The 26197-nt window shown below is 65.9% G+C and carries 30 protein-coding genes; 17 read left to right on the forward strand and 13 right to left on the reverse strand.

The genetic code is table 11. From position 1 onward, the window contains the following. Nucleotides 1-92 precede the first annotated feature (92 nt). A complete protein-coding gene (locus tag GRI72_RS13190; RefSeq protein ID WP_160734395.1) occupies nt 93-677 on the reverse strand; it encodes a sigma-70 family RNA polymerase sigma factor in 585 nt (194 codons plus the stop codon). A 392-nt stretch (nt 678-1069) separates the two neighbouring features. Here GRI72_RS13190 and GRI72_RS14620 point away from each other — a divergent pair, with 392 nt between their 5' ends. The 6 genes from GRI72_RS14620 to GRI72_RS13220 all read left to right on the forward strand — a co-directional run bounded on the left by GRI72_RS14620 (nt 1070) and on the right by GRI72_RS13220 (nt 5077). After that, entirely contained in the window at nt 1070-1396 is a 327-nt protein-coding gene (locus tag GRI72_RS14620; protein ID WP_202389122.1) for a transcriptional regulator domain-containing protein, read from the forward strand. Beyond that, nucleotides 1377-1892, forward strand: coding sequence for a DNA -binding domain-containing protein (locus GRI72_RS13200; RefSeq protein ID WP_160734396.1), 516 nt, complete (start codon nt 1377-1379; stop codon nt 1890-1892). Before GRI72_RS14620 ends, GRI72_RS13200 begins: the two co-directional genes overlap by 20 nt. Nucleotides 1893-2135: 243 nt before the next feature. Next, on the forward strand, nt 2136-2888 hold the full coding sequence (locus tag GRI72_RS13205; RefSeq protein ID WP_066558421.1) for a LuxR family transcriptional regulator: 753 nt from the start codon (nt 2136-2138) through the stop codon (nt 2886-2888). 124 nt (nt 2889-3012) lie between these two features. Then, nucleotides 3013-3624 carry an acyl-homoserine-lactone synthase gene (locus GRI72_RS13210; protein ID WP_119082084.1) on the forward strand — a complete coding sequence of 204 codons (612 nt, stop codon included), beginning with the start codon at nt 3013-3015 and terminating at the stop codon, nt 3622-3624. After that, nucleotides 3621-4487, forward strand: a complete 867-nt coding sequence (locus GRI72_RS13215; protein ID WP_066558412.1) for a phytanoyl-CoA dioxygenase family protein — start codon at nt 3621-3623, stop codon at nt 4485-4487. Before GRI72_RS13210 ends, GRI72_RS13215 begins: the two co-directional genes overlap by 4 nt. Beyond that, nucleotides 4484-5077, forward strand: a complete 594-nt coding sequence (locus tag GRI72_RS13220) for a GntR family transcriptional regulator (protein ID WP_119082085.1) — start codon at nt 4484-4486, stop codon at nt 5075-5077. Before GRI72_RS13215 ends, GRI72_RS13220 begins: the two co-directional genes overlap by 4 nt. Nucleotides 5078-5252: 175 nt before the next feature. On the opposite strand, the gene GRI72_RS13225 is transcribed toward GRI72_RS13220, so the two are convergent. From GRI72_RS13225 to GRI72_RS13240, 4 genes are read right to left on the reverse strand one after another with little or no spacing between them, the layout of a single operon-like run. Further along, complete coding sequence (locus GRI72_RS13225) at nt 5253-5672, reverse strand: DUF6691 family protein (protein ID WP_119082086.1); 420 nt, start codon at nt 5670-5672, stop codon at nt 5253-5255. Beyond that, nucleotides 5669-6115, reverse strand: a complete 447-nt coding sequence (locus GRI72_RS13230) for a YeeE/YedE family protein (protein WP_066558405.1) — start codon at nt 6113-6115, stop codon at nt 5669-5671. The genes GRI72_RS13225 and GRI72_RS13230 overlap by 4 nt, the downstream gene beginning before the upstream one ends. Continuing rightward, nucleotides 6115-7044: an MBL fold metallo-hydrolase gene (locus GRI72_RS13235; RefSeq protein ID WP_066558403.1), complete on the reverse strand. Its 930-nt coding sequence runs from the start codon at nt 7042-7044 to the stop codon at nt 6115-6117. Before GRI72_RS13235 ends, GRI72_RS13230 begins: the two co-directional genes overlap by 1 nt. Then, entirely contained in the window at nt 7041-7400 is a 360-nt protein-coding gene (locus GRI72_RS13240) for an ArsR/SmtB family transcription factor (protein WP_066558399.1), read from the reverse strand. Before GRI72_RS13240 ends, GRI72_RS13235 begins: the two co-directional genes overlap by 4 nt. Nucleotides 7401-7604: 204 nt before the next feature. Here GRI72_RS13240 and GRI72_RS13245 point away from each other — a divergent pair, with 204 nt between their 5' ends. After that, a complete protein-coding gene (locus GRI72_RS13245; protein ID WP_066558396.1) occupies nt 7605-8945 on the forward strand; it encodes a dihydrolipoyl dehydrogenase family protein in 1341 nt (446 codons plus the stop codon). On the opposite strand, the gene GRI72_RS13250 is transcribed toward GRI72_RS13245, so the two are convergent. Beyond that, the gene (locus tag GRI72_RS13250) at nt 8942-9346 is read right to left on the reverse strand and encodes a MerR family transcriptional regulator (protein ID WP_066558394.1); all 405 of its coding nucleotides are present in this window, start codon (nt 9344-9346) and stop codon (nt 8942-8944) included. The genes GRI72_RS13245 and GRI72_RS13250 overlap by 4 nt on opposite strands. A 67-nt stretch (nt 9347-9413) precedes the next feature. Here GRI72_RS13250 and GRI72_RS13255 point away from each other — a divergent pair, with 67 nt between their 5' ends. Next, nucleotides 9414-9809, forward strand: a complete 396-nt coding sequence (locus GRI72_RS13255; RefSeq protein ID WP_066558392.1) for a hypothetical protein — start codon at nt 9414-9416, stop codon at nt 9807-9809. Continuing rightward, nucleotides 9809-10036: a GDCCVxC domain-containing (seleno)protein gene (locus GRI72_RS14860; RefSeq protein ID WP_272916381.1), complete on the forward strand. Its 228-nt coding sequence runs from the start codon at nt 9809-9811 to the stop codon at nt 10034-10036. Before GRI72_RS13255 ends, GRI72_RS14860 begins: the two co-directional genes overlap by 1 nt. Here GRI72_RS14860 and GRI72_RS13260 read toward each other — a convergent pair. The 6 genes from GRI72_RS13260 to lptB form a co-directional block, all read right to left on the reverse strand. After that, nucleotides 10014-11243, reverse strand: coding sequence for a tyrosine-type recombinase/integrase (locus tag GRI72_RS13260; RefSeq protein ID WP_160734398.1), 1230 nt, complete (start codon nt 11241-11243; stop codon nt 10014-10016). The genes GRI72_RS14860 and GRI72_RS13260 overlap by 23 nt on opposite strands. A 127-nt stretch (nt 11244-11370) precedes the next feature. After that, nucleotides 11371-12072: a tRNA (guanine(46)-N(7))-methyltransferase TrmB gene (gene trmB, locus GRI72_RS13265; RefSeq protein ID WP_160734399.1), complete on the reverse strand. Its 702-nt coding sequence runs from the start codon at nt 12070-12072 to the stop codon at nt 11371-11373. Between the two features lie 61 nt (nt 12073-12133). Next, complete coding sequence (locus GRI72_RS13270) at nt 12134-12898, reverse strand: sulfite exporter TauE/SafE family protein (protein WP_160734400.1); 765 nt, start codon at nt 12896-12898, stop codon at nt 12134-12136. A 135-nt stretch (nt 12899-13033) separates the two neighbouring features. Continuing rightward, nucleotides 13034-13729, reverse strand: coding sequence for a response regulator transcription factor CtrA (ctrA, locus tag GRI72_RS13275; RefSeq protein ID WP_160734401.1), 696 nt, complete (start codon nt 13727-13729; stop codon nt 13034-13036). Nucleotides 13730-13914: 185 nt separating this feature from the next. Then, nucleotides 13915-15363 (reverse strand): RNA polymerase factor sigma-54, encoded by a 1449-nt coding sequence (gene rpoN / locus GRI72_RS13280; protein WP_160734402.1) that lies wholly within the window; start codon nt 15361-15363, stop codon nt 13915-13917. Nucleotides 15364-15438: 75 nt separating this feature from the next. Then, nucleotides 15439-16224: an LPS export ABC transporter ATP-binding protein gene (gene lptB, locus GRI72_RS13285; RefSeq protein ID WP_160734403.1), complete on the reverse strand. Its 786-nt coding sequence runs from the start codon at nt 16222-16224 to the stop codon at nt 15439-15441. A gap of 167 nt (nt 16225-16391) precedes the next feature. Between lptB and GRI72_RS13290 the strand changes: the two genes are divergently transcribed. The 3 genes from GRI72_RS13290 (at nt 16392) to GRI72_RS13300 (ending at nt 19613) form a co-directional block, all read left to right on the forward strand. Next, nucleotides 16392-16781 (forward strand): hypothetical protein, encoded by a 390-nt coding sequence (locus tag GRI72_RS13290; protein ID WP_160734404.1) that lies wholly within the window; start codon nt 16392-16394, stop codon nt 16779-16781. Nucleotides 16782-16848: 67 nt separating this feature from the next. Continuing rightward, complete coding sequence (locus tag GRI72_RS13295; RefSeq protein ID WP_160734405.1) at nt 16849-18192, forward strand: TldD/PmbA family protein; 1344 nt, start codon at nt 16849-16851, stop codon at nt 18190-18192. Next, a complete protein-coding gene (locus tag GRI72_RS13300; RefSeq protein WP_160734406.1) occupies nt 18189-19613 on the forward strand; it encodes a mechanosensitive ion channel family protein in 1425 nt (474 codons plus the stop codon). The genes GRI72_RS13295 and GRI72_RS13300 overlap by 4 nt, the downstream gene beginning before the upstream one ends. Before the next feature lie 48 nt (nt 19614-19661). On the opposite strand, the gene ppa is transcribed toward GRI72_RS13300, so the two are convergent. Continuing rightward, on the reverse strand, nt 19662-20189 hold the full coding sequence (gene ppa / locus GRI72_RS13305) for an inorganic diphosphatase (RefSeq protein WP_160734407.1): 528 nt from the start codon (nt 20187-20189) through the stop codon (nt 19662-19664). Nucleotides 20190-20295: 106 nt separating this feature from the next. Between ppa and hisS the strand changes: the two genes are divergently transcribed. The 5 genes from hisS (at nt 20296) to lnt (ending at nt 26196) form a co-directional block, all read left to right on the forward strand. Then, on the forward strand, nt 20296-21561 hold the full coding sequence (gene hisS / locus GRI72_RS13310; protein WP_160734408.1) for a histidine--tRNA ligase: 1266 nt from the start codon (nt 20296-20298) through the stop codon (nt 21559-21561). A gap of 139 nt (nt 21562-21700) precedes the next feature. Next, nucleotides 21701-22771 carry a peptide chain release factor 1 gene (gene prfA / locus GRI72_RS13315; RefSeq protein ID WP_160734409.1) on the forward strand — a complete coding sequence of 357 codons (1071 nt, stop codon included), beginning with the start codon at nt 21701-21703 and terminating at the stop codon, nt 22769-22771. Continuing rightward, nucleotides 22764-23606 carry a peptide chain release factor N(5)-glutamine methyltransferase gene (prmC, locus tag GRI72_RS13320; protein ID WP_160734410.1) on the forward strand — a complete coding sequence of 281 codons (843 nt, stop codon included), beginning with the start codon at nt 22764-22766 and terminating at the stop codon, nt 23604-23606. The genes prfA and prmC overlap by 8 nt, the downstream gene beginning before the upstream one ends. 234 nt (nt 23607-23840) lie before the next feature. Further along, on the forward strand, nt 23841-24569 hold the full coding sequence (locus GRI72_RS13325; RefSeq protein ID WP_160734411.1) for a DUF4167 domain-containing protein: 729 nt from the start codon (nt 23841-23843) through the stop codon (nt 24567-24569). 40 nt (nt 24570-24609) lie between these two features. Next, entirely contained in the window at nt 24610-26196 is a 1587-nt protein-coding gene (gene lnt, locus GRI72_RS13330; RefSeq protein ID WP_160734412.1) for an apolipoprotein N-acyltransferase, read from the forward strand. Nucleotide 26197: the final 1 nt, after the last annotated feature.

Genomic DNA, 26197 nt, shown 5'->3' on the forward strand with positions numbered 1-26197 from the left:
TCGCGACATGCCGTTCTGGCTTCGCCGTTGCAGGGGTTGACGCATGGATGGGCTGGCACCCTAGTTGCACATGAAATTAAATTGAGCGGGACTCAGACGTCCTCGGCGGCCAGCTCGCGCCGCAGGTGAGCGAGAGCTCTCGTCATGTGGTATTCGACCGTCGACAACCCGACACCGAGTTCGAGATGAATTTCCCTGTAGGATTTTTTCTCGAAGCGGCTCATCGCGAACACCCGCGCGGTCTTCGCCGGGAGTTCGGCCAATGCTTCCTCGAGAAGCTGTTTGGTCTCCACCGCGTGTAACCGGTCTTCCTGGCAAGGTAGACTGGTGCCATCGCCATTTTCGGTGAGCGACAGGGTCACGATCCGGCACCGACTCCTCCGGGCGAAGTCGATTGCCAGGTTCCTCGCGATACAATGCAGGAAACCGCCCGGATTGCGCAGTTCATTCAGTTGCGCGCTCCCAGCAGCACGCAGGAAGACCTCCTGCGCAAGATCGCTGGCGTGCTCGTGACCGACCTTGCGCTTCAGGTAAGCCAGCACTCCGGCACGCTCATCCCGGTAGAGAGCTTCGAGCAGGCGGCTGCGCGGAAGCGATGCCCGCGTGGTTTGCGGTGACGAGGGCGAGGAAAGCGATTGTGTAGCGTGGTGCCGGGATCCGGCAGCGAAATCGGTCATGCTCAGCGGGAGCAGGCGACCGCACTCGTCGGCTCGTCAGCATGAGCCGGATGCGGAGTCCAGGTCTTTGCCGCCGTTCGGGACGCCGCGACGTCCCTTGACCGGATCGGCCGCCGGGCCTTGGCCGGACCGGCGTGCATGATGTCTGGCGGAACTGTCCACGCGTCCGTTGCCAGCAATTCGGTGCGCGCCAACCAATCGTGCCCAAACGCGATTGATCATGCAAGGCGCAACTACTCCATACCGGAGGTGTCGGTACGCAAGCTCTGCGCGTCCGACCGTCTTCGAATCGTCGTGCCCGCATCACCATTTCTGGGGAGGCGGCTGCCCGGATAGGAGAATGCCGGGCGCAAAACCGTTGCGGTAGCAGGACCATCGAAAGGAGGGGCTCCATGGTCCGCATCCCCGAATGGCAAAGGCGCTTCGACGGTTTCGATTTTTCGGACTTCGCGCAGGAATTCCTGCGGCGCAATCCGGACTATCGTGCCCAGTTCGCCCGCTTCCGCCGTGCGGGTGACGGCAAAACGCAAGCTCTCGCCAGCCGGCGAAGCGCGCGTTCATGGGGCCTCGAATTTCCTCGTGGATCCCGCATCCGGAGCCGATGTCTGTCCGGCATTATGGCGCCCCGAAGACAATCCGAGCGTCGTTGTGGTCGCATCTTCAGCCGTGTGTCGGACGGAGCTCGCGTCCGCGTTTCACATGCGATCGCTGCTGGTTGAAGCGGAAGCCGGCGCAGATCGGCACCTGGTGCTGGCGGGAAAACACACGCGCCACCGTCTCGTGGTGACCCCGCCGGCCGCTCGCGATGGCTATATCGTCCCGGCCGATCGCTCGATGTCCGTTCGACTGGCGGCGCTCAGCGCGCTTCATGAGCATCCGCGCAGTCGGCAGGCCATTGCAGCTCGCGCTGCGCTGACACCCTCGCCCTATCTCAGACATCGGCTGGTTCTCCTGATCGCAATTCTCGACAGGCTCGACCCAGCTTCAGGTGAACCCGCAACGGTTCGGCAGATCGCGCGCGATCTGACCTTTCCCGGTCGGGATTACGATCGCGCGATTGAATGGAAGTCATCTTCCGACCGGCGCCAGACCCAGCGTCTTGTCGCCGAAGCGCGCCGCATGACAACGACGGGCTATCGTGATCTCCTGACCGGCTCCACGCGGCTGGCCTCGCGCACTGAGCGCTGCGACGGAAGCGATGAGGGCCGCGATTAGCAATCGACCGGAGGCCCTTTCGAAGGGCGTGGGCATTCCCGCTACTTTCCAATCTTACTGTTTAAGCTATCGTTTTCTGCGGTGCCGGGTCTTGTGTTCGGTATCGCCACAAACCGAACCTTCAGGGGGGCGCGCAACAGCAACTGCCGGTGCCGATGGCATGGAACCATTGGTGAGGCATACAGCAGGCGATCGAGCGGCGGTGTGTTGGATTGCACCCTCGTCGGTCGAACAGGCCGGACTATGTATGCCTACTTCGCAGAGGAGTTCGCTACTGAACTCATAAATGTACAATCGGACACCGAACTGAGTGGGGCTCTTGCCGAGGTATCGCGGCGCCTCGGTTTCGACCATTTTGCCCTTAGTCTCGAATTGCGCTCGGGATCGCGCGAGGCGCCGGGCTTGCTTCTGCACGATTATCCCGATGAGTGGGCAAAGGTCTATGTGGCGTTTGATCTGGCGGGCCAGGATCCCGTCCGGCGCGCTTGCGACAAGAGTTTTATCGGCTTTGCATGGGATATGCTGGAGGAGATGATTCCGCTTACCCGCGGGGACCGGCAGATGCTCGCCGTCGGGAAGGAATGCGGAATCGGCGACGGCTATACAGTGCCACGACACCTGCCCGGGCTCGCGCGCGGAACGTGCACCTTTGCCGTGTGTCCGGACAGGGATCTTCCCCGTTGTCGCCTGGCCCTTGCCGAGATCGTCGGCACGCTCGCGCTCAGTTGCGCCCTTGCCCTTGGTCCCTCTCGTAGCACGGAAACCGTTCCCGTGCTTAGCGATCGCCAGCGCGAGTGTCTGTTGTGGACCGCGCGCGGCAAGACCGCCGCCGAGACCGCGATCATACTGGGTATCGGCACCGAAACCGTCATCCAGCATCTCAAAATGGCCCGCGAACGCTATCAGGTTCATTGCAAGCAGTCGCTCGTGGTCGCAGCTCTTTTCGATGGGCTGATCGGATTTGCCGACATTATCCGGTGGCGAGACACGGGCTGAATTCCGCCCATGCAGTTGGGACGCTTCGCAATTCCGCGGAAGCTTACATCCCCTGTTCTTGGTATGTCGAAGCGGAACCAGATCGATCAGTTGCTACCTGTCTTTTCAATCACAGGCAGCAACAATGCAGAACCATACCAGTCCCGCCGATCCGGTGCTCCGGACCATGTTCGCGGCCCGTAAGCGGGTCTTCGTCGATCTCCTCAAATGGGATGTCCCCGTGCTCGAAGGAGTCTACGAAATCGACCAGTTCGATACGAGCGAAGCGTCCTATGTCATTCTCACCGATGACAAGGACAGTCACCGCGCATCTGCGCGGCTGCTCAAGACCGACAGGGCGCATATTCTCGGCGAGCTGTTTCCGTCTCTTTGCGATGGCCCCGTCCCGGTGCGCGAGGACTTTCGCGAGATCACCCGCTTCTGCATCGAGCCGACACTCCCGCGTCTGGAACGCCGGGCCGCGCGGGACGAACTTGTAACCGCGCTCGCGGATCACGCGCTGATCGCCGGGATAGGCGCGTATACCGCGGTCGCTACGCCGAACTGGTTCCGCCAGATTGCGAAATTTGGCTGGCGATGCCGTGCGCTCGGACCCGGCAGCCGGATCGGCGATGAAAACCTCATCGCGCTCCAGATCGATATCGATGCGGGCACGTCTGCGGATCTCGCCTGCGGTGGTGTCTACCGCCAGGCATCCTATCGCGTGGTCGACTACGAGCTGGAGATCGCGGCATGACTGGGGCAGCGCATTCGCCCTGGCTCGACCAGATCAGAAAGCAGGGTTATTGCATCATCCCCAACGCTCTGCCGAGTGCAATCCTCGCAGCGCTCGATACGGACCTCCAGCAGACCTACGCAAAGACGCCTTTCGGTGATGGCGAGTTCTATGGCTACAAGACGAAGCGGTTTGGGAGTTTGCTGCGCCGCTCGCGCTGGGCGGGAGACCTGGTCCTTCAACCACTCATCCTCGCGCTTGCCCGTGAAATTCTGGGCAAAGCCTGCGAACGCATCCAGCTAAATGTCGCGCAGGCGATTGCAGTCCATCCCGGCGAGATCGAGCAGTTCCCGCATTGCGACCACGACATGTGGGCAGGGGAGAAGGGCACGCATGAATATCTGCTCAATGTCATGTGGCCCCTGACCGAATTTACGGCGTCCAACGGCGCGACGCGAATATATCCCGGCACCCACAGGCAGAAAATTGAATCGCTAGACCAGCTCGGCACGCCAATCGCGGCCGAGTGTCAGCCTGGCGATGCCATTTGCTTTCTCGGATCGACGGTGCACGGAGCGGGACCTAATCTGACCAGGCACGTGCGCCGTGCGGTGGTGATCGGTTACAGTCTTGGCTGGCTCAAGCCCTACGAGAATCTTTGGCTCGCCTATCCGCCAGAAGTCGCGCGGGAATTTCCCGCAGAACTTGCCGAGCTTGCGGGCTATTGTCAGCACCGGCCCAATCTTGGCAATTACGAAGGCCAGTGCCCATCTATCTTGCTGCGCGACGATATTGCCGAGTTTCCGCGGGCGACCGATGCGCTTCGCGACGACCAGAAAGCCGCGGTGCGCGAATTTGCCGAGGCGCAGCGCGGCGAAAAGTGAGCCCTGCCCACGTCCTTGAGCCCACCTATCAACGCCTCAAGCGTGCGCTGATGGAGGGAACCTGGGCCAATGGGGCCAAGCTCGAGGCAATGCGGCTTGCCGACGATTTCGGCGTCAGCATGACACCGGTGAGGGACAGCCTGAACCAGCTGGTTGGCGAGGGGCTGGTCGACCTCACCCCTGGCGACGGCTTTCGGGTGCCGGTCCTGACCGAACAGGGTTTGCGGGATGTCCTCCGCGTAAATGCGGTTTTGCTTGAAACAGCGAGCGATGAAGCTTGGCGAATCCCGAACGTGCGCGATCTCGACGACTGGCCTGACGATTATGCTGGCCGCATGGCAGCGGTGTTTTTGGTACTTGCAACCGGGTCGGGCAACCGGTGCCTGGCGGTCCTGATCGATCGGATCAGTGATCGGCTGCACCGGGTTCGGATCCATGAACCCGACGTATTGCCCGACGCTGCAGAAATCCTCGCTGAAATCGAGGCGAGTCTGCGAGGCTCGCGTAACGAACGGCTGCGCGCCTTGCGGCGTTACCATCGCAGATGCGAGGAGCGGGTTCCGCAATTGGTCAGTCGCCTGTCGGGATAGTTTTCCGAAACTCAATTCTGTGCCGCTTTCAACGCGCCCATCGAACCGAATGCACCGCCGCCACGAGATCGTTCGTCAGAACCGAGCCATTGTAGGTTCGTCCGCATTCGAGGATGGGAGGATAGCGCGCAAGCAGGCTGGGCTCGGCCATAGCTTCGACTACTCCTGCAGGGCTTTATGACTGGGATTCCATCGAGCGAAAGATCAGCATTCCGGCCAGCATAGCCATCACGAAGACTGCTGCCTTTGCAGGCTCGATGACGAGCGCTGCAAAGCCCGGCCCGGGACACAGGCCTGCAATCCCCCAACCGGTGCCGAACAGCGCCGCGCCGCCGATCAGGCGGGGGGTCAGGTCGGTCCGGTCGGGAAGAGCGAATGTCGTGCCAATCAAAGGCTGCGCCATGCGCGCCTGAATCCGCCAGGCGATCGCCATCACGATAACCGCGCCGCCCATCACAAACGCGAGGGTGGGGTCCCAGTCCCCGAATATGTCGAGAAAGCCGCGCACCCGCGCTGGGTCGACCATGCCGCCCAGTGCCAGCCCGGCACCGAACAGGCTGCCTGACAGGAGAGCCACTAGCCACGAGCGGGTCATGACAGCACTTCCAGCCCCAATGCATTCATGATGGCGACGGTTGCGATACCAGCTGCCATGAAGGTTGCCGTGGCGACGATCGAGCGCTGCGAAAGCCGGCTGACACCGCATACGCCGTGGCCGCTGGTGCAGCCGCTGCCGATGCGCGTGCCGATGCCGACCAGGAGGCCCGCCGCCACAAGTGGAAGGTACCCGGCAAAGCTGGCCTCGATACCGCCGGTAGTCCAGGCAACCAGCAAGGCGCCGAGTGGCAGGCCTACAACAAACGCCCACGCACCGGACCGGGGCATACCGTCGCCGCTGATACCGAAGGCGCGCGCGGCGATGCCGGACACGCCGGCAATTCGTCCTGCACCCAGCAACATCAGCGCGGCGGCCAGGCCGATCAGCACTCCACCAAGCAATCCGGCGAGCGGGGCGGCATCGGGAAATCCGGGAAGCATCACAGCTTGTTGACCGGCATCTTGAGGTAAGACGTGCCGTCGCTTTCGGGCGGCGGCAGATGGCCGCCGCGCATATTCACCTGGATGGCGGGCAGGATCAGGCGCGGCATTTCCAATGTCGCATCGCGCTGGGTGCGCATCTCGACGAACTGGTCCTCATCCACATCTTCGTGAAGATGCACATTGGCTGTGCGCTGCGCGAGCATGGTGGTCTCCCATACGAATTCCGTGCGATTGGGCGCCTTGTAATCATGGCACAGGAACACCCGCGTCTTGTCCGGCAGGCGCATCAGCCGGCGGACCGAGCGGTACAGCTTGCGCGCATTGCCGCCCGGAAAATCGGCCCGGGCGGAGCCATAATCGGGCATGAACATCGTATCGCCGATAAAGGCCGCATCGCCGATGATATAGGCCATGTCCGCTGGGGTATGGCCGGGCACGTGAAGAGCGATCAGCGGAATATCGCCGATCATCAACGCGTCGCCATCTTCCATCAGCCGGTCGAATTGCGATCCGTCACGCTCGAAATCGGTGCCTTCGTTGAACACCTTGCCGAACACGCCCTGCACGGTCACAATTTCGCGGCCGATGGCCAGTTCGCCGCCCAGCTTTTCCTGCAGATAGGGCGCGGCGGAAAGGTGATCGGCATGGGCGTGAGTTTCCAGGACCCAGTCGACGGTCAGACCTGCATCGCGCGCATAGTCGATAATTTCGTCCGCCGCTTCCAGGCTGGTGCGGCCCGAAGGCTGATCGAAATCCCAGACGCTGTCGATAATGGCCGCGCGCTTGGTCTGATCGTCGCTGACCACATAGGTCGCGGTAAAGGTCGGCTCGTGGAAGAAAGCCTTGACGTGCGGTGCTCGCAGATCGCCCGCAAGCACATCGTTCACCTGTTCGATGGCCTTTTCGATATTCGTGTCGTCGCTCATAGTGTTTCTCCGGCGTCGCCGCTCGGCTGGGGGGATTGGCCAAGCTCGGGGCAAAAGATGTCGTGCAGCAATTCGAGAACCCGCTGCGCATTCGGGTCGCACACACGGTAGAACACCGATTGGGCATCCTTGCGGGTCGCGACGAGATCGTCTTCGCGCAATTTTGCGAGGTGTTGCGACAGGGCGGACTGGCTCAGCCCGACGCTCTGCGCCAGATCGCCGACGGACAGCTCGCCAGCCTCGGCAAGGAAGCAAAGAACGAGCAGGCGCGACTCGTTGGCCATCAATTTCAGCAGGCGGCTGGCCTCGCCGGCCTGCCGCGTGAAATCCGTATCTGGAGACCCATTGTGGCTCATGATTTGCTCCGTTAGTATTCACTAATTTAGAATAATCTAATGTATTTTCAAGAGGGAGGGGTATCCGCCTCGCTTCGGTAGGGAAGTCATTTTCTGCAACCGACCATCTGTGTTCACGGGGGCGCTTCGTGCGACACGATTTTTCGATGGCGGCGTCGGAACCCGTAGCCACTCCAGCTTCATTGACCGGGCAGGAGAATCGATATGAACTACGATTTGATGGTAATCGGTACGGGGACGGCAGCCATGGTTTGCGCCCTGCGCGTTGCGAAGGCGGGTTGGAAAGTCGCGGTTATCGACGAGAAGCCATTCGGTGGCACCTGCGCGCTACGCGGCTGCGATCCCAAGAAAATGCTGGTGGCCGACGCAGAAGTGATCGACGCGAAACAGCGCATGACAGGTCACGGGGTGAAGGGGGATCTGCGCATCGATTGGCCCGACCTTATCCGGTTCAAACGCAGCTTTACCGACCCTGTGCCTGAAAAGCACGAGCGGCGGTATGAAGAGGCCGGCATCGTGACCTTGCATGGTACGGCAAAATTCACCGGGCCAAATCAGCTCTCCGTAGGCGACTATGAAATCGAATACCGCAAAATCCTGATCGCGTCGGGAGCCAGACCGATACCTCTAGCCATCCCAGGCGAAGAGCACCTGATCGACAATGAGGGCTTTCTCGAACTGCCTTCGCTGCCGAAGCGCATCGTTCTGGTCGGGGGCGGATATATCGCTGCCGAGTTTTCCCATATCGCTGCCCGTGCGGGAGCCGAGGTCACGATCCTTCAGCGGGGACCGCGCATGTTGACGCAGTTCGAACCCGAACTTGTGAACTGGCTCATGGATGCGTTCGACCGGATCGGTGTGCGAGTGATTACCGATACGGCGGTCGATGCCATTCGAAGATCGGGCGGAAAATATGTGGTTCATGCGAATGGCAAGGGCGGCCCGATCGAAGTCGTCGCCGATCTTGTCGTTCATGCGGCAGGACGGGCTCCCGCCATCGAGCGGCTCGATCTCGAAAAGGCCGGGATCGCAGCCGAACATGGAAAGCCGAAGCTGAACAAATTTCTGCAGAGCGTAAGCAATCCGGCCGTCTACGCTGCCGGAGATGCTGCCTCGAACGGGCCGCCACTCACCCCCGTTTCCAGCCATGATGCAAAAGTTGTCGCGGCCAATCTAGTCGAAGGCAATCACCGCGAACCCGATTACAAAGGGGCGCCGAGCGTGGCCTTCACTCTTCCGCCTATCGCCCGCGTTGGCCTCACCGAGGCAGAGGCGAATGAGGCGGGGCTGAGATTCCGGACAAAGTGCGAGCGGACCTCTCAGTGGTTCACCGCCAGGCGGGTCGCCGAACCTGTCTACGGGCACAAGACACTAATCGAAGAGGAGACAGGGACAATACTGGGCGCGCACCTCGTCGGACCCGGCGCAGACCAGGCCATCAATATTTTCGGACTGGCGATCCGCCATGGGCTCACCGCGGACGATCTGAAGACTACAATGTTCGCCTATCCAACCGGCGCGTCTGACATCGGATACATGGTCTAGGGCCGAGCGGTCTCCAGCATGTCGATGACTGCACAGTCGGGCACATGACCGCCCGAACACTGCTCGACGGTAGCGGTAAGATGCCGTTCCAGGCGAGTGAGATCGTCGATCTTGCGCCGTACTTCTTCGAGGTGATGAATTGCAATCTCGCGCACTTCGTCGCAGCATGCTTCGGCAGGACCGCCCAGGTCCAGAAGTGTCCGCACCTCCTTCGGCGCAAAGCCTAGCTCGCGCGCCCGCTTGATGAATTTGAGCGTGCGGAGGTGCCCATCGTCGAAAACCCGGTGTCCGCCTGCTGTACGATCCGGCGCACCGAGCATTCCGATCTTCTCGAAATACCGGATCGTCTCGATATGGACGCCCGTCTTGCGCGCCAATTCACCTATCGACAGGCGGCCCACGCCGAATCTCCTTGAACCTATATCTACTACAGGACGTACATACAGTTCGAATCGAGCGGAGGCAAAGATGACCGAGCAGGCTGTCCAATACGGTGAGGCGAAAAGCGTAAGCGATCGCGGGGTTGCTGGCGTTGGAATGCTGGCGAGTGCAGGGGCGCTTCTCTCTGCGGCTGCCTGCTGCGTCCTGCCGTTGGTCCTCGTTGCTGTCGGGCTCGGTGCTGGCGGGCTCGCATGGTTTGTTCCCTACCACTTGCCGCTCACAATCGCAGCCTTCCTAATCGTGGCCTTTGGGTGGTTCCTTCACGTGCGCCAACTGCGCATCTGCAGTGCTGATGGCTGTGAGAAACCTGCTCGCAGCAGCGCTGCGCGACTGACATTGCTGATTGCCACCGCGATGATCGTCCTGTCTGCGCTATGGGGCTTTATTGAACAACCGCTGATGCGTGCGCTTGGAGGAGCCTGATGCAGATTGTTTCGACGATCACGTGCCCCCATTGCCAAGCGGCCACCACCGAAACCATGCCGACCAACGCATGCTGGTTCTTTTATGAATGCCAGCATTGCCGGAAAAGACTGCAGCCATTGGCAGGAGACTGTTGTGTATTCTGCTCTTATGGCGATGCCCCATGCCCCCCGATTCAGGAAGCGTGGGAAGATGGTGACGGTGCTACCTGCTGTCTACCGCAGTAGTGGTGGTCGCATCACGCAAGACACACACGAGATGCTTGTTCCAGTCATTAAGGGCATTGCGTTTTTCGTCTTTCCAATCGTGGCGCTGGTAAACTCCCGCCACGCCCGCACGTGAACCGCTTACATGGTTCAATACCGCCTCGGTAACCTCGAACCTTACACCTAAGCGCTGGAAATTCGTTGCGAGCGTCCGCCGCAAGTCATGAAGGCGCCAGGGAGGCAAAGGTTCGCCTTCGGCTTCCTCGATGGCGCTATCCAGCTTCATCTTGCCTTTATGGTAGCCGGTGAAGCCCGCTCCACTTGCAGTCGCAAACACTCTGCCCTTGCGCGGCCATTTCCCTCCACCTGCCAACCGATCGAGCTCGATCATGGCGAGTTCGTTCAATGGAATGGTGTTGAACTCTCTGTTTTTCGTGCGCCGGCCGGGCAGGGTCCATAGTCTTTCTGCTCTGTCGAGCTCCTGCCAGTGCATCCCGCAAACCTCTTCGCGGCGCTGTCCGGTCAAAATCAATAAGCGGACAATCGGCCCGAAACAGGGATGGCATTCGGGCGTGGCATACCAGATCATGCGCAGCTCCTTGTCAGAAAGCCAGCGATCCCGCGGCCTTACCGGCGGCGGCGTCTCCATGCCCTCAATCGGACTGCGATCGAGATCGCCGCGACTGATAGCCCAGCGGAACAGACGGCGCATCACTGCAAATACGTTCCGGCGATTGGCGACCTGCTCTTCCGGCATCTGGTCGAGAACGGATACGATATCTGCCCTGGTGATCGAAGGCAGCGGCTTCTTGCGTAGAACCGGCTCAAGATGAAGCCTGACCACTCGTTCGACCAGACGTCTCCATCCCTCGCCTTTGCAGGAATGGGTGAAATGCCGCGCGTAATTGTTGAAGGCGAGATCGACGGCCTCACGGCGCCTCTGCTTTTCAGCCTCCACTGGATCGACGCCTTGGCCGACGAGCAGGAGAAGGCGTTCGGCTTCCGAGCGGGCCGTCGTAGGTGTCCACGGAGACCCATGTGCGCCGATCGTATAACGCCGTGCGATTGTCTCGCGCCCGCCCATCCTGAATTGAAGGACGTAAGAGATATTTCCTGAAGGCGTAATCTTGGCGCCAAAACCTTTGAGATCAGTGTCCCAAACGAATTGGCTCGAGCTGCTAGCCTCGAGCGCATCTATCGATTTTTTCGTGATTTTTCCTGTTGCCATCCGGAACCTCGTGTCCTTCTTCTGGCAATCACCGGGTAATCACGCAAGCGGAAAAAGGAGCGAAATGGAGGCAATGCCAGCGTAGGAGGATTCAGCTAAGTACATTGTTTTACAAGGATTTCGCACTTTAGCGTCGTCTAAATCTAAAGTACCAGACTTCGTGGCCGTAGACCTCGCGCGCCTTTGCCTCGTAGCGGGTCTCGCACCAGCCGCCGGGGCGCTTCTCCCAGCTTTGCCGCCCTTCGACCTGCCATTCGAAGCTGTCGGTGTGACGGCGCATGACCGAGAGGGCATGGCGCAGGTAGACCGGGTGGTCTGTGCCGAAGCGCAGTTCGCCCCCCGGCTTGAGCTTGGCCGCGAACATTTCCACCGGCCCGTCGTTCATCATCCGCCGCTTCGCATGGCGCGCCTTGGGCCAGGGATCGGGATGCAGCAGGTAGAGCATCGTCAGCGCGCCGTCGGGCACGCGGCGCAGGACTTCCAGCGCGTCGCCCAGGTGCAGGCGGACATTGCCCAGCGCGCCGTCGCGCACGTGGACCAGCGCCTGGGCCACGCCGTTGACGAACGGCTCGGCCCCGATGAAGCCGTGATCGGGCAGGAGATCGGCCCGGTAGGCCAGGTGCTCGCCCCCGCCGAAGCCGATCTCGAAGTGGAGCGGGCGGTCGTGGCCGAACAGTCGCTCCGCCGTCACCGGCCCTTCGGCCGGGACCGCGATCTGGGGCAGGAGCCTTTCGACCAGCTCGGCCTGGCCCTTGCGCAGGGGCTTGCCCTGGCTGCGGCCGTAAAGGCGGTTGAGGGTGGTGGGATCGCCGGGCTTGTTCGCGCTCATGACCGGGCCGAATACAGGAATCCCCTGCCGCCTCAAGCCGGGCGCGCGGCGCGGCAGGGCCTCAGGCGAGCGCGGCCCAGATGCCGTAGGCGCTGGTGGCGCTGAGCGCCGTGCCGACCAGGACGAGCATCAGCCGGGGGCTGAACCGGCGCGCCGCGACGGCGCCGAGCGGGGCGGCCGCGATCCCGCCGATCAGCAGGCCTAGCGTCGCCCCCGCAAGGTCGGCAATGCCGATCTGGAACACGAACGTGGCCGAGATGGTCAGCGCCAGGAAGAACTCGACCGCGTTCACGGTGCCCACGACCTTGCGCGGCTCCGCCCCCTGGACGAGCAGGTTGGAGGTGACGACCGGCCCCCATCCGCCGCCGCCCGCCGCGTCGAGGAACCCGCCGACGAGGCCGAGCGGCGCGACGTGCTTCGCCTCGCGCAGCCGCGGGGGGTAGAGCAGCCCGCGCGCGAGGAGGTAGAGGCCCATGACTGCGAGATAGGCGAGGACGACCGGCTTGACGATCGAGGCATCGATCGCGGCGAGCAGGTAGGCGCCGGTTATGCCGCCGGCCATGCCGGGGATCAGCAGGCGCAGGAACAGCGCGCGGTCGATATTGCCGCTCAACAGGTGGCTGATGCCGCTGGTCGCGGTGGTGAAGCATTCGACCACGTGGACCCGCTGCGAGGCTTGCGCGGGCGGCAGCCCGAGGACGCCGACCAGCAGGGTATTGGTGATGACCCCGAAGGCCATGCCCAGCGCGCCGTCGACCAGTTGCGCGGCGAACCCGATCGCGATGAACGGGACGATCCCGGCCAGCTCGATTCCGAAGATGTCCATCGCGCGCTATTCGTCCCGGCCAATCGCCGGGGCAGCTACGCGCGATCGGACTGGCTGGCGACAGCCGAAATCCTACGCCGGCTGATAGAAAAGCGCGTCAGCGCACCAGGCGCGCGACAGCCCGCGCGCGCGGGTTCAGGCCGCTTCGGCCTGGCTTTCCGGGTCGCGCAGCACGTAGCCGCGGCCCCACACCGTTTCGATGTAGTTCTCGCCCCCGCAGGCATGGCTCAGCTTCTTGCGCAGCTTGCAGATGAAGACGTCGATGATCTTCAGCTCGGGCTCGTCCATGCCGCCGTAGAGGTGGTTGAGGAACATTTCCTTGGTCAGCGTCGTGCCCTTGCGCAGGCTGAGCAGCTCCAGCATCGCGTATTCCTTGCCGGTCAGGTGGACCCGCGCGCCATCGACCTCGACCGTCTTGGCGTCGAGGTTCACGGCCAGCTTGCCGGTGCGGATGATCGACTGGCTGTGGCCCTTCGAACGGCGCACGACCGCGTGAATGCGCGCGACCAGTTCCTCGCGATGGAACGGCTTGGTCACGTAGTCGTCGGCCCCGAAGCCGAAGCTGCGGATCTTGCTGTCCATCTCGGCAATGCCCGAAAGAATCAGGACCGGGGTCTGGACCTTGGCGACGCGCAGCTTCTTCAGCACGTCGTAACCGTGCATGTCGGGCAGGTTGAGGTCGAGCAGGATGATGTCGTAATCGTAGAGCTTGCCGAGATCGAGCCCCTCTTCGCCCAGGTCGGTCGAATAGACGTTGAAACCCTCGGTCGTAAGCATGAGCTCGATGGCCTTCGCCGTGGTCGGCTCGTCCTCGATCAACAGTACGCGCATGGGAATCCCCCTTTGCCCCTTCGGCCCGGTCACTCGAAACGCGGCCGCGCTGCCCCGTGTTCGATAAACAAGCCTGACATTAACCACACAAGGTGTGAACGGAAAAGGTTAATAACCTATAAACGCTGGAAATACGGCGAGTCGTGCGTGGTTGCTGACAGGCCGAATCGCGCGATCGCCGTGCGCTAGCCGCCGGCCGCCAGCCGTTTCTGCCGCCGGCGCTGGACCGAGCTGCCAATGCCCATCGCCTCGCGATACTTGGCCACCGTACGGCGGGCGATGTCGAACCCTTCGCCCTTCAGCAGGGCGACCAGCGTGTCGTCCGACAGGATCTTCTTCGCGTCCTCCGCGTCGATCAGCGCCTTTATCCGCGCCTTGACCGCCTGCGAACTGGCGCCTTCGCCATCGGCGCTGCCGACGCCGCTGGTGAAGAAGTATTTCAGTTCGAACGTGCCCCGGTCGCAGTTCAGGTACTTGTTGCTCGTCACCCGGCTGACCGTGCTTTCGTGCATGTCGATCGCCTCGGCGACGTCGCGCAGGGTCAGCGGGCGCAGCTCGGATACGCCAGCGCGGAAGAACCCTTCCTGCTTCTTCACGATCTCGGCCGCGGTCTTGAGGATCGTCTTCTGCCGCTGGTCGAGCGCGCGGATCAGCCAGTTGGCATCGGCCAGCTTCTCGCCCAGCCAGGACTGCGCCTCCTTCCCCGCGCAGCCGCGGCGCAGCTCGAGATAATAGGCGCGGTTGACTACCAGGCGCGGCAGGGTCTCCTCGTTCAGCGCGATATCCCACCCGCCGTCGCGCGCCGCGGTGACCAGGATATCGGGCACGATCGCGGCCTCGCCCGCGCCGCCGAACCGGCAGCCGGGCTTGGGATCGTAGCCGCGCAGTTCGGCCAGCATGTCGGCGAAGTCCTCGTCGTCGACTTCGCACATCCGTTTGAGGCGGGCGAACTCGCCGCGCGCGACCAGGTCGAGGTTGTCGATCAGCCGGGCCATGCACGGATCGTAGCGGTCCGCCTCGCGCGCCTGGAGGGCGAGGCATTCGCTGAGGCTCCGCGCGCCGACCCCGGTGGGATCGAGCGATTGCACGACGGCCAGGGCGCGCTCCGCCTCGGCCACGGGAATGCCCAGTTCGGCCGCCACCTCTTGCAGGTCCGCGGCGAGGTAGCCGGCCTCGTCGAGCAGGCCGACGAGGTGCCGCGCGACGAAGGCCTCGCGGCTGTCGCCGGCCGCGGCCCCGACCTGCTCGGCGAGATGTTCGGCCAGGGTCGGGCCGTCGCCGCCGCGCTCGTCGATCGAGGGCAACTCGCCGGCCGGCGTCGCCCCGTGCGCCGCGCCCCATTCGCCGTCGCCGGTATCGCGGTCGCGGTCGAGCGCGCCGGGATCGATGTCGAGCGCGCTCTCGTCGCCCGCGGCGCTGTCGGCGGCTGGTTCGCTTTCGCCCGCGGGGGCCGTCTCGCCGTCTTCCCGCGCGACTTCGCCCGCTTCCAGCAGCGGGTTGGCCTCCAGCGCGTCGCCGATGAAAGTCTCGATCTCGAGGTTCGACAGCGCCAGCAGCTTGATCGCCTGCTGGAGCTGCGGCGTCATGACCAGCGACTGCGTCTGCCGCAGATCGAGGCGGGGGGCCAGCGCCATGGCCGGCCTATGCGCGGTCGTGCGGGGCCGGGGCCGCGGCCCTTGCATGGCGCAGGCGTGCCGCGGCCGCGCCGGTCACAGCGTGAACCCTTCGCCCAGGTAGAGGCGGCGCACGTTCTCGTCCGCGACGAGATCCTGCGGCGTGCCGGCGAACAGGACCTGGCCACCGTAGATGATGCAGGCGCGGTCGACGATGTCGAGCGTCTCGCGCACGTTGTGGTCGGTGATCAGCACGCCGATCCCGCGCTGCTTCAGGTCGATCACGAGGTCGCGGATATCGCTGATCGAAAGCGGGTCGATCCCCGCGAAAGGCTCGTCGAGGAGCATGATCGAGGGCTTGGCGGCCAGCGCGCGGGCGATCTCGCACCGGCGGCGTTCCCCGCCCGACAGCGCCATGGCGGCGCTGTCGCGCAGGCGGGTGAGGCCGAATTCGTCCAGCAGCCGTTCCAGTTCCGCCGCGCGGGTCTGCGCGTCGGGCTCGACCATTTCGAGCACGCAGTTGATGTTCTGCTCCACCGTCATCCCGCGGAAGATGCTCGTTTCCTGGGGCAGGTAGCCGAGGCCCAGGATCGCGCGGCGGTACATCGGCAGGTTGGTGACGTCTTCGCCGTCCATCAGGATGCGGCCGGCATCGGGCTTCACCAGGCCCATGATCGAATAGAAACAGGTCGTCTTGCCCGCGCCGTTGGGGCCGAGCAGGCCCAGGACCTCGCCCTTGTCCACCGTCAGCGAGATGTCGGTCAGCACGCTGCGCTTGTCGTAGCTCTTGGCGATCGAGACGACTTCCAGCCCGCCGTGCGGCATGGGGGCGGTTGCGGTCACGCTCTGCGCGTGGTCGGCGGCGGGCTCGGCAGTGTCCATCGCGCGATCATGTAGCATTGCTGCGCCCTCAGGAAACCCCCCGGTGCGGCGATCTGGCAGGATTCGTGCATGGCGCGCGGGGCCGCCGCCCGGTTATCGCGCTTGTCTTCGTGTCTTGCGTCTGAAATACTCCGATTCGGATGGGGGAAAACGGAGGAGAGGGCGCTATGGCAAGGGCGCTTCACGATATCGGCGGCGGGGGCGAGCGCGATCATGCGCCCGAGAGGGCGCGCGACTGGCGCAAGGGGATGAGCGACAACGTCGCCTATGCTCTCCTGTTCTACACCGCCCTGCAGATTTTCGTCACCGTGCACGCGATGAAGGCGATCGGCTCCTCGATCCTGCCCTACCTCGCGCTGGTGGCGCTGGTGGCCGGCATCATCCCGGCCTGCCGCTGGTTCGAGAAGCGCTGGCGCGACCTGTCGGACGAGCAGGCGGCCGACCCGGCGCTCGCAGCGGCCTATCGCCGCGACCAGGCGATGCTCTGGGCGCTCGCGATCCTGCTGCCGCTCGCCCTTACCGCGCTGTTCCGCGGGATCGCGCTGCTCGTCGGCTGACCGCTCGCCTTGCGGGCGGCGCGCGCGGACTCTAGCTGGGGCGCATGACAACGCCCGGAACCAATCGATGATCGACGGGGCCACCGCGCTCGATCGCTGTGCCAGCCTGATCGAGGCCGCGCGCCGCCACGGGGCCGATGCCGCCGACGCCGCCGCGCGCGCCCAGTCGTCCGAGGCCGTCGGCGTGCGGCTGGGCAAGCTGGAGGAGGTCGAGCGTTCCGAAGGCGAAGGGATTGCCCTGCGCGTTTTCGTCGGCCGCCGGTCGGCCTCGATCGAAACGAGCGATTTCACGCCCGGCGCGCTGGACGACCTGGCCGCCCGCGCCGTGGCCATGGCGCGGGTCGCGCCCGAAGATCCCCATGCCGGCCTCGCCCCCGAGGACCGGCTCGACCGGGGCGAGGCCCCGCCGCTCGATCTCGAGGACCCGGCAAGGCCCGGCCCGGACGACTTGCGCCGGCGCGCCGAGGCGGCCGAGGATGCCGCGCGCGCGGTCGAAGGGGTGACGAACAGCGAAGGGGCGTCGGCCTCCTGCGGCCGTTCGCTTTTCGCACTCGTGACCAGCCACGGTTTCGCGCGCGCCTATGGCGCCACCCATCACTCGGTCAGCGCGGTCGCGATCGGGGGCAGCGGCGCCGGGATGCAGCGCGATTACGCGCAGCGCAGCGCCCGCCACCTGGAAGACCTGCCCCCGCCGGAGGAGATCGGTCGCCTCGCGGGGGAGCGCACGGTCGCGCGTCTCCATCCCGAGGTGCCGCGCGGGGGACGCATGCCCGTGCTGTTCGACCCGCGGGTCGGCGCCTCGCTGATCGGGCACCTTGTCGGCGCCATGGCGGGCCCGGCGATCGCCAGCCGGTCGAGCTTCCTGCTCGGGCGCGAAGGCAGCGCCGTTTTCCCGGCCGCGATCGACGTGCTGGAGGACCCGCACCGGCCGCGCGGCCTGCGCTCGCGCCCGTTCGACGGGGAGGGGCTGTCGTGCGTGCCGCGCAAGCTGGTCGATCGCGGCGTGCGGGGCGACTGGCTGCTCAATGTCGCGAGCGCCAGCAAGCTGGGCCTCGCCCCGACCGGCCATGCCTCGCGCGGGGCGGGCGCACCGGGCGTCTCGGCGAGCAACCTGCACGTCCCGGCGGGCCCGATCGGCCGCGCCGAGCTGATGGCCGATATCGGGGAAGGCGTGCTGGTGACCGAGCTGGCCGGCCAGGGCGTGAACGCGGTCACCGGCGACTACAGCCGGGGCGCCAGCGGTTTTCGCATCGTCGGCGGCGAGATCGCCGGGCCGGTGGCGGAATTCACCGTGGCGGGCAATCTCCTCGCCATGTATGCCCGGATGCATGCGGCGAACGACCTCGAGATGCACCGCGCGATCAATGTCCCCACCTTGCGGGTCGACGGGATGACGGTGGCCGGCGCATGACGCGGGCGCGCCCGGTCCGGCACGCCCTTACCCGCCTGGCGGCGGCTTTCCTGGTCCTGCTCGCCGCGCCGGCGCTTGCCGTTCCGGCCCTGCCCGAAGGGGCCCCGGCCACGCCCGCCCCGGCCGCCGAAGCGGCGATCGCCGATCACCAGGATGCGGGGGCGGACGCGCGGATTGCGGGGCGGATCCGCGCGATCTTCGGCGAGATAGAGGCCCTGTCGCAAGTCGACGTCGCAGTCAGCGAAGGGGTCGTGACGCTGGCCGGAACGGTCCCTGCCGCCGGGGACGGCGAGCGCGCCGAACGCATCGCCAGCCGCGTCGCCGGCGTCGCCACGGTGGAAAACGCGATCGTCCGCGACGTCTCGATCGATCGCAACCTCGGTTCGCTGGAAAGCCTTTCGGCCGGGTTCGCCGGCCTCGTCGCGATGCTGCCGCTGATCGGCGTCGCGCTCGTCCTGGCGATCGCGATCGCCTTCGTCGGCCACCTGATCGCGGGGTTCGGCGCGCTCTGGCGCCGGCTCCTGCCCAATGTCTTCCTGGCCGACCTGGTCGCGAGCGCGATCCGGTTCGCCTTCATCCTGATCGGCCTCGTGGTCGCGCTCGACCTGCTGGGCGCGGGGGCGCTGATGGGGGCGGTGCTGGGCGGCGCGGGGGTGGTCGGGATCGCGCTCGGCTTCGCCATGCGCGACACGATCGAGAACTACGTCGCCTCGCTGATGCTCAGCCTGCGCCAGCCGTTCCGGGCCAACGACCACGTCCTGATCGACGACAAGGAAGGGCGCGTCGTGCGCCTGACCAGCCGGGCCACCGTGCTGATGACGCTGGAGGGGAACCACCTGCGGATCCCCAATTCCACCGTCTTCAAGGCGGTGATCCTGAACTACACCCGCAACCCGCAGCGGCGGTTCGAATTCGACCTGGGGATCGACGCCGACGACGATCCCGACGCGGGCCGGCGCGTCGGGCGCGAGACGCTGGCGCAGCTGCCGTTCGTCCTCGCCGACCCGCCGCCCGACGCGGCGGTGATGGAAGTGGGCGATTCGAATATCGTCCTGCGGTTCTTCGGCTGGATCGACCAGCGCGAGAGCGACTGGGTCAAGGCACGCAGCCGCGCGATCGCGGCGGTCAAGCGGGCGCTGGAGGAAGGCGGCTTCGCGCTGCCCGAGCCGATCTATCGCCTGCGCTTCGACCAGCGCACGATGCCGCTGCCGTTCGAAAATGTCGCCGGGCCGCAAGGCGATGCGGGCCGCGCACGGCCGGCACGCCAATCGCCGGAACCCGCTCCGCCGCCGGACAGCGGGCCGGAGGGGGACGATGCGGCGGACGTGCGCCCCGATGCGGAGATCGAACGGATGGTCGAGGCCGAGCGCGCGCAGGGCGAAACGCGCGACCTGCTCGATCCCAGCCGGCCGGTGGAATAGGCCCGGCGAAGGCCGCCGGCCGCCGGCCGGCGGCGGCCGCGCCTGCCGTCAGCCCCTGGCCCGCTCGATCGATTCGAGCACGATCCGCTTGGCCTCGGCCGCGTCGCCCCACTGGCCGATGCGGACCCACTTTTCCTTCTCCAGGTCCTTGTAGTGGGTGAAGAAGTGCTCGATCTGCTGGAAGATGATCGAGGGCAGGTCCTTGGTTTCGGCGACGTCCGAGTAATAGGGGAACGTGGTGTCGATCGGGACGCAGATCAGTTTCTCGTCGCCGCCGTGCTCGTCCTCCAGGTTGAGGACCCCGATCGGGCGGGCGCGCACGATGCACCCGGGGATGAACGGGCTGCGCGAGATGACCAGCGCGTCGAGCGGGTCACCATCGGGGCTCAGCGTGTGGGGCACGAAGCCGTAGTTCGCCGGGTAGCGCATCGGCGTGTGCAGGATCCGGTCGACGAACAGGGCGCCCGAATCCTTGTCGAATTCATACTTCACCGGTTCGCCGCCGGTGGGCACTTCGATGATGACGTTGAGGCTGTCGGGCGGGCTGTCGCCCACGGGAACCTTGTCGATGCGCATATTGTCTCTCTGTTGCGGTCGGCCCCTCTCCCAAAGGACTTCGCGCCGGGGCCTCTAGCGGGCCGGCGATATTGCGGCAAGCCACGCTCTCGCCTAAGCGCGCGCCATGGCGAAGACATCCGGCAAGACCCCCCAGGCGATCCGCGGAACGCAGGACATTTTCGGCCCCGATGCGGAAAGCTTCGCGCACGTCGTCGAAACCTTCGAGCGCGTGCGCCGGCTCTACCGCTTCCGCCGGGTGGAAATGCCGGTGTTCGAGAAGACCGAGGTCTTCGCCCGCTCGATCGGCGAGACGACCGATATCGTCTCGAAGGAAATGTATTCGTTCGAGGACCGCGGCGGGGAATCGCTGACCCTGAGGCCGGAGTTCACCGCCGGGATCGCGCGCGCCTGGATCACCAACGGCTGGAAACAGCACGCCCCGCTCAAGGTCGCGACGCACGGGCCGCTGTTCCGCTACGAGCGCCCGCAGAAGGGCCGGTACCGCCAGTTCCACCAGATCGACGCGGAAATCATCGGCGCGGCCGAACCGCAGGCCGACGTGGAATTGCTGGCCATGGCCGACCAGCTGCTGCGCGAGCTGGGGATCGAGGGTGTCACGCTGCAGCTCAACACGCTGGGCGATGCCGATAGCCGGGAGGCCTGGCGCGCCGCGCTGGTCGAGCATTTCCGTGCCGTGAAAGGCGAACTGTCGGAAGATTCGCAGGAACGGCTGGAAAGGAACCCGCTGCGCATCCTCGACAGCAAGGATCCGCGCGATCGCCGGTTCGTGGCCGATGCGCCGAAGATCGACAGCTTCCTGTCGGACGAGGCGCAGGCTTTCTTCGGCCAGGTCACCGACGGGCTCGATGCCGCGGGCGTGAAATGGCGCCGCGCCGAAAGCCTCGTGCGCGGGCTGGATTATTACCGGCACACCGCGTTCGAATTCGTGCCCGACGAAGGCTCCGCCGCAGCCGCCGCGCTCGGCAGCCAGAGCACGGTGCTGGGCGGCGGGCGTTACGACGGGCTGATGGAATCGCTCGGCGGCGCGGCCACGCCCGCGGTCGGCTGGGCTGCGGGGATCGAGCGGCTGGCGATGCTGGTGGGGGAGAAGCAACCGGAGATTGCCGACGTCAGCATTGCCGTCGAGACCGATGCGCTGCTCAACACCGGCATTGCAGCCAGTACCGCGATCAGGACTGCCGGCCTCTCTGCCGAGATCGTAGCGACCGGCTCCCCGCGCAAGCGCTATGACAAGGCCGCAAAGATCAACGCGAGGGTACTGCTCAGCATTTCCGCGAAGGACGGCGAAACCGTCTTCAATCTCAAATCGGCGCCGGGTGTCGAGGAATATGACCGTGTCCGCGACATTCTCGAAAACCTCGGGAAATGACTATCCCCGCAGTCCCTGCAATTCGTCACCCTGAACGCGTTTCAGGGTCCATTTCTTCTCTCGCCCCATCGATTGGTGGAGCGCGATGGATGCTGAAACGAGTTCAGCATGACGGGCTTCGGGAGAATGGGGTGGCAAAATGACCATCCCCGCCGAACGCCTGGACCAGATCGCGCACCGCTTCGCCGAACTCGAGGCGCGGCTGGCGTCGGGCACGCTGGAGGGCGAGGCTTTCGTCGCCGCCAGCCGCGACTATGCCGAGCTGGAGCCGGTCGCCCGCGCGGCGCAGGAGGTGCGCGCGATGCGGGCCGAGCTGGCGGACCTGGAAACGCTCGACGATAGCGATCCCGAGATGAAGGCGCTGGCGGAGGAGGAAATCGCCCGCCTGCGCGAACGGCTGCCCGAGGCCGAGCGCCAACTGGCGATCGCGATGCTGCCGCGCGATGCCGCCGATGCACGGCCCGCAATGCTGGAAATCCGCGCGGGCACCGGCGGGGACGAGGCTGCGCTCTTCGCCGCCGACCTGTTTCGCATGTACGAACGCTACGCCGCGGAAAACGGCTGGCGGGTGGAAACGATCAGCATGAACGCGTCGGACATCGGCGGGTTCAAGGAAGTGGTCGCCAATGTCAGCGGCACCGGCGTTTTCGCCAGGCTGAAGTTCGAAAGCGGCGTCCACCGGGTCCAGCGCGTGCCGGTGACCGAGAGCGGCGGGCGCATCCACACCTCGGCCGCGACGGTCGCCGTCCTGCCCGAACCGAGCGAAGTCGATGTCGAAATCGACGACAAGGACCTGAAGATCGACATCTACCGCGCCAGCGGTGCCGGCGGGCAGCACGTGAACACGACCGACAGCGCGGTGCGCCTGACCCACCTGCCGACCGGCCTGGTCGTGATCCAGCAGGACGAGCGCAGCCAGCACAAGAACCGGGCCAAGGCCATGCAGGTCCTGCGCACCCGGCTCTACGACCTGAAGCGGGCGGAAGCGCAGGGCGCGGAGGCGGAGGCGCGCAAGGCCATGGTCGGCAGCGGCGACCGCTCGGAGCGGATCAGGACCTACAATTTCCCGCAGGGGCGCGTCACCGATCACCGCATCGGGCTGACGCTGCACAAGCTCGACGAAGTGCTGGCCGGCCCGGGACTGGGCGAGCTTGTCGATGCCCTGATCGCCGAAGACGAGGCCAAGCGTCTCGCGGCGATGGATGGCTGACGGCGTGCCCGGGGTCGCGGTCGCCGCTGCCCTGCGCGCGGCGGCAGAGCGGCTTTCGCCGGTGTCCGATACCGCGCGGCTCGATGCCGAGCTGCTGATGGCCCACGCGCTGGGCGTGTCGCGCTCCGACCTCCTCCTGCGGCACATGCAGCGCGATGCGCCGCCCGCCTTCGCCGCGCTGGTCGAACGGCGCGCCGGGCACGAGCCGGTGGCCTATATCCTCGGCCGGCAGGAGTTCCACGGCCTCGCCCTGCAGGTCACGCCCGACGTCCTGATCCCGCGCGACGACAGCGAGACGACGCTTGCCGCCGCGCTGGAGGGGGCGGGCGAGGACGGGCGCGTGCTCGACTGCGGGGTCGGCTCGGGCGCGCTCCTGCTCGCTTTCCTGGCCGAGCGGCCGGGCTGGCAGGGCATCGGTATCGACCGCGCCCCCGCCGCGCTTGCCGTCGCCGCGGCCAATGCCCGGGCGCTGGGGCTGGACGGGCGCGCGCGCCTGGCGGAGGCGGACTGGCACGCGCCCGGCTGGGCAGGCGAGCTCGGCCGGTTCGATCGCGTCGTGGCCAATCCGCCCTATGTCGAAAGCGGGGCGGATCTTGCGCCCGACGTCGGCGCGTTCGAACCTGCCGGCGCGCTCTATGCCGGGCCCGAAGGGCTGGACGATTACCGCGTGCTCGTCCCCAGCCTTCCGGGCCTGCTCGCGCCCGGCGGGATCGCCGTGCTCGAAATCGGCGCGACGCAGGATGCCGCGGTCGCCGCGATCGCCGCCGACGCCGGGTTTTCCTGCACGTTGCGGCGCGACCTCGGCGGGCGGCCGCGCGCATTGATTTTGCGTTAGGGGTTGGCAAAGACCCTCGCGATAGCTAACTCTTGAGACAGGCCACCGGATCGCGACGCGCTCGCCACCCGGAAGGGCCTGGTTCCGACATTTGCAAACCGGCCGGGCGTTGGGCCCGCGCACAGGTGCAGATGGAACATCCGCGATCCGCAACGAAGCGGACGCGGCGAGGGGTCATGCGACCGCACGGGCAATGGTGCCGGCTGGGCGGTCCCGAATGAGGAAGAGCATTCCTTGAACAATCACCGCAGTAATCGCCGTCGCGGACGCGGCAATCGCCAGCAGGGCGGCGGCAACCAGGCTAACAGGATCGACAGTCGGGCTCGCGGCAACGCGCCCCAGCTGCTCGACAAGTACAAGAAGCTGGCCCAGGACGCGCAGCACAACGGCGACCGGGTGCAGGCCGAATACTACCTGCAGTTCGCCGATCACTATTTCCGCGTCATCGCCGACAACAAGGCGCGCCAGGAAGAACAGCGCAGCAAGCGCCAGGACGATCGCGACCAGGACGACGACGATGGCGACGACGACGAGGGCGAAAGCCCGCGCCGCCGCCAGTCGCGCAACACCCGCAATCGCCGCGACGACGGCAACGGCCGCGACGGTTCGGCCGATCGCGGCGGTTCCGCTGATCGCGACGATGCGAACGATCGCGACGGCAATGCCGAATCGAGCGACGATTCGGGCTACGAGCCGGCGGAAAACCCGTTCAAGCGCCCGGCCCGCAGCGAACCGCGCCAGCCGCGCAAGCCGCGCAAGGCCCGGGGCGAGACGCCTGCCGACAACGCTCCCGACAATGCTCCCGACAACAGGGGCGAGATCGACGCTTCGGCGCTGCCCCCTGCGATCGGCGAGGCCGGCGATGCCAGTGAGGCCGAGCCGCCCAAGAGGAAGCGCGCCACCCGCAGCCGCAAGAAGGCCGAACCGGCCGAGGACAGCGAAACCGTCCAGGCGGTCGGCTGATACCGGGGCAGGAGCTGGCTAGCCGGGGCGGCACAGGACGATGAACCGGATCGGCCGGATCGGCGACTGGCTGCTCGCCCGCCCCCGCCTCGCGGCGCTCCTGTGCGGCGCCCTGTCGGCAACCGGGTTTCCCCCGCTCCACCTCTGGCCGGTCGCCTTGCTGGCCATGGGCGGCTTCATCGCCCTCGTGCGCCACGCGCCCGACCGCAAGAGCGCCTTCGTGCGCGGCTGGCTGTTCGGGCTGGCCCATTTCACCCTCGCCAACAACTGGATCGCGACTGCCTTCACCTACCAGGCCGAAATGCCGGCCTGGCTCGGCTGGCTCGCGGTGCCGCTCCTGTCGCTCTACCTTGCGCTCTACCCGGCTCTGGCCGCTCTCCTGGTCCGCCTGCCGGCGCGGGACATGGGGCCGGGCGCGGTGGCCTGCCTTGCCGGCGGGGCCTGGGCGCTGACCGAGTGGCTGCGAAGCTGGGTCTTCACCGGCTATGCCTGGGACCCGTTCGGGCTGGTCTTCCTCGGCCCGTTCGACCGGCCCGGGCTCGCCGCGCTCCTCCCCTGGCTGGGGACATATGCCCTTTCGGGCCTGGCGGTCGTCGTCGCGGCCCTGCTGCTGGTTCTCCTTCGCGAAAGGCGGCTGGCCGCTTTCGCGCTGGCGACCGGCCTGCTCGCGGCCGGCATGTACTGGCCCGCCCCCGCGCGCGAGGAAGGCACGCTGCGCTTCACGCTGGTCCAGCCCGACATGCGGCAGGAAGACCTCGACAATCCGGCCAAGTTCGAAGAGCAGTTCGCCCGGCTGGCGCGGCTCTCGCTCCCGCGCGGGGCCGAAGGGCCGCGACTGGTGCTGTGGCCCGAATCGGGCGTGCCCGATTACCTGCGCGACGGCTATCCGCAGCGCTATTACGACCAGATGACCGCGGCCGGGAACCCGGGCTATGCCCGCTGGCGGATCGGCCGGACGATCGGCGAGGGATCGCTGCTGCTGACCGGCGCGGTGGACCTGGAGATCGAGGACGTGGACGGCCGCGAACGGGCGACCGGGGCCTATAACGCGATCACCCCGGTCATGGCCGACGGGACGCTGGGCGAACGCTATGCCAAGGCGCACCTCGTGCCCTTCGGCGAATATCTTCCGCTGCGCAGCTGGCTCTCGCCGCTCGGCCTCACGCGGCTGGTCGCCGGAACGCTGGACTTCATTCCCGGCCCCGGGCCGCGCACGCTCGATCTCGGCCGCTGGGGCCGCGCCGGGGCGCAGATCTGCTACGAAATCGTCTTTTCCGGGCAGGTGGTCGATCGCGGCGACCGCCCCGACTACATCTTCAACCCGTCGAACGACGGCTGGTTCGGGGCGTGGGGGCCGCCCCAGCACCTGGCCCAGGCGCGGATGCGCGCGATCGAGGAAGGGCTGCCGGTCCTGCGCGCGACGACGACCGGGATCAGCGCGGTGATCGATGCGCGCGGGGTCGTGCGCGACCACCTCGGCATGCGCGTAGCCGGGCGGCTCGACGGGCGCGTTCCGCCGGCGCAGCCGCCTACGCCGTTCGCGCTCTTCGGCAACTGGCTGGCGATGGCCTGGGCCCTGGCACTGATCGCCGGATCGCTGGTTGTCACGCGGTGGCGGGCGGGCTAGG

Source organism: Pelagerythrobacter marinus (genome assembly GCF_009827515.1).
GTDB lineage: Bacteria > Pseudomonadota > Alphaproteobacteria > Sphingomonadales > Sphingomonadaceae > Pelagerythrobacter > Pelagerythrobacter marinus.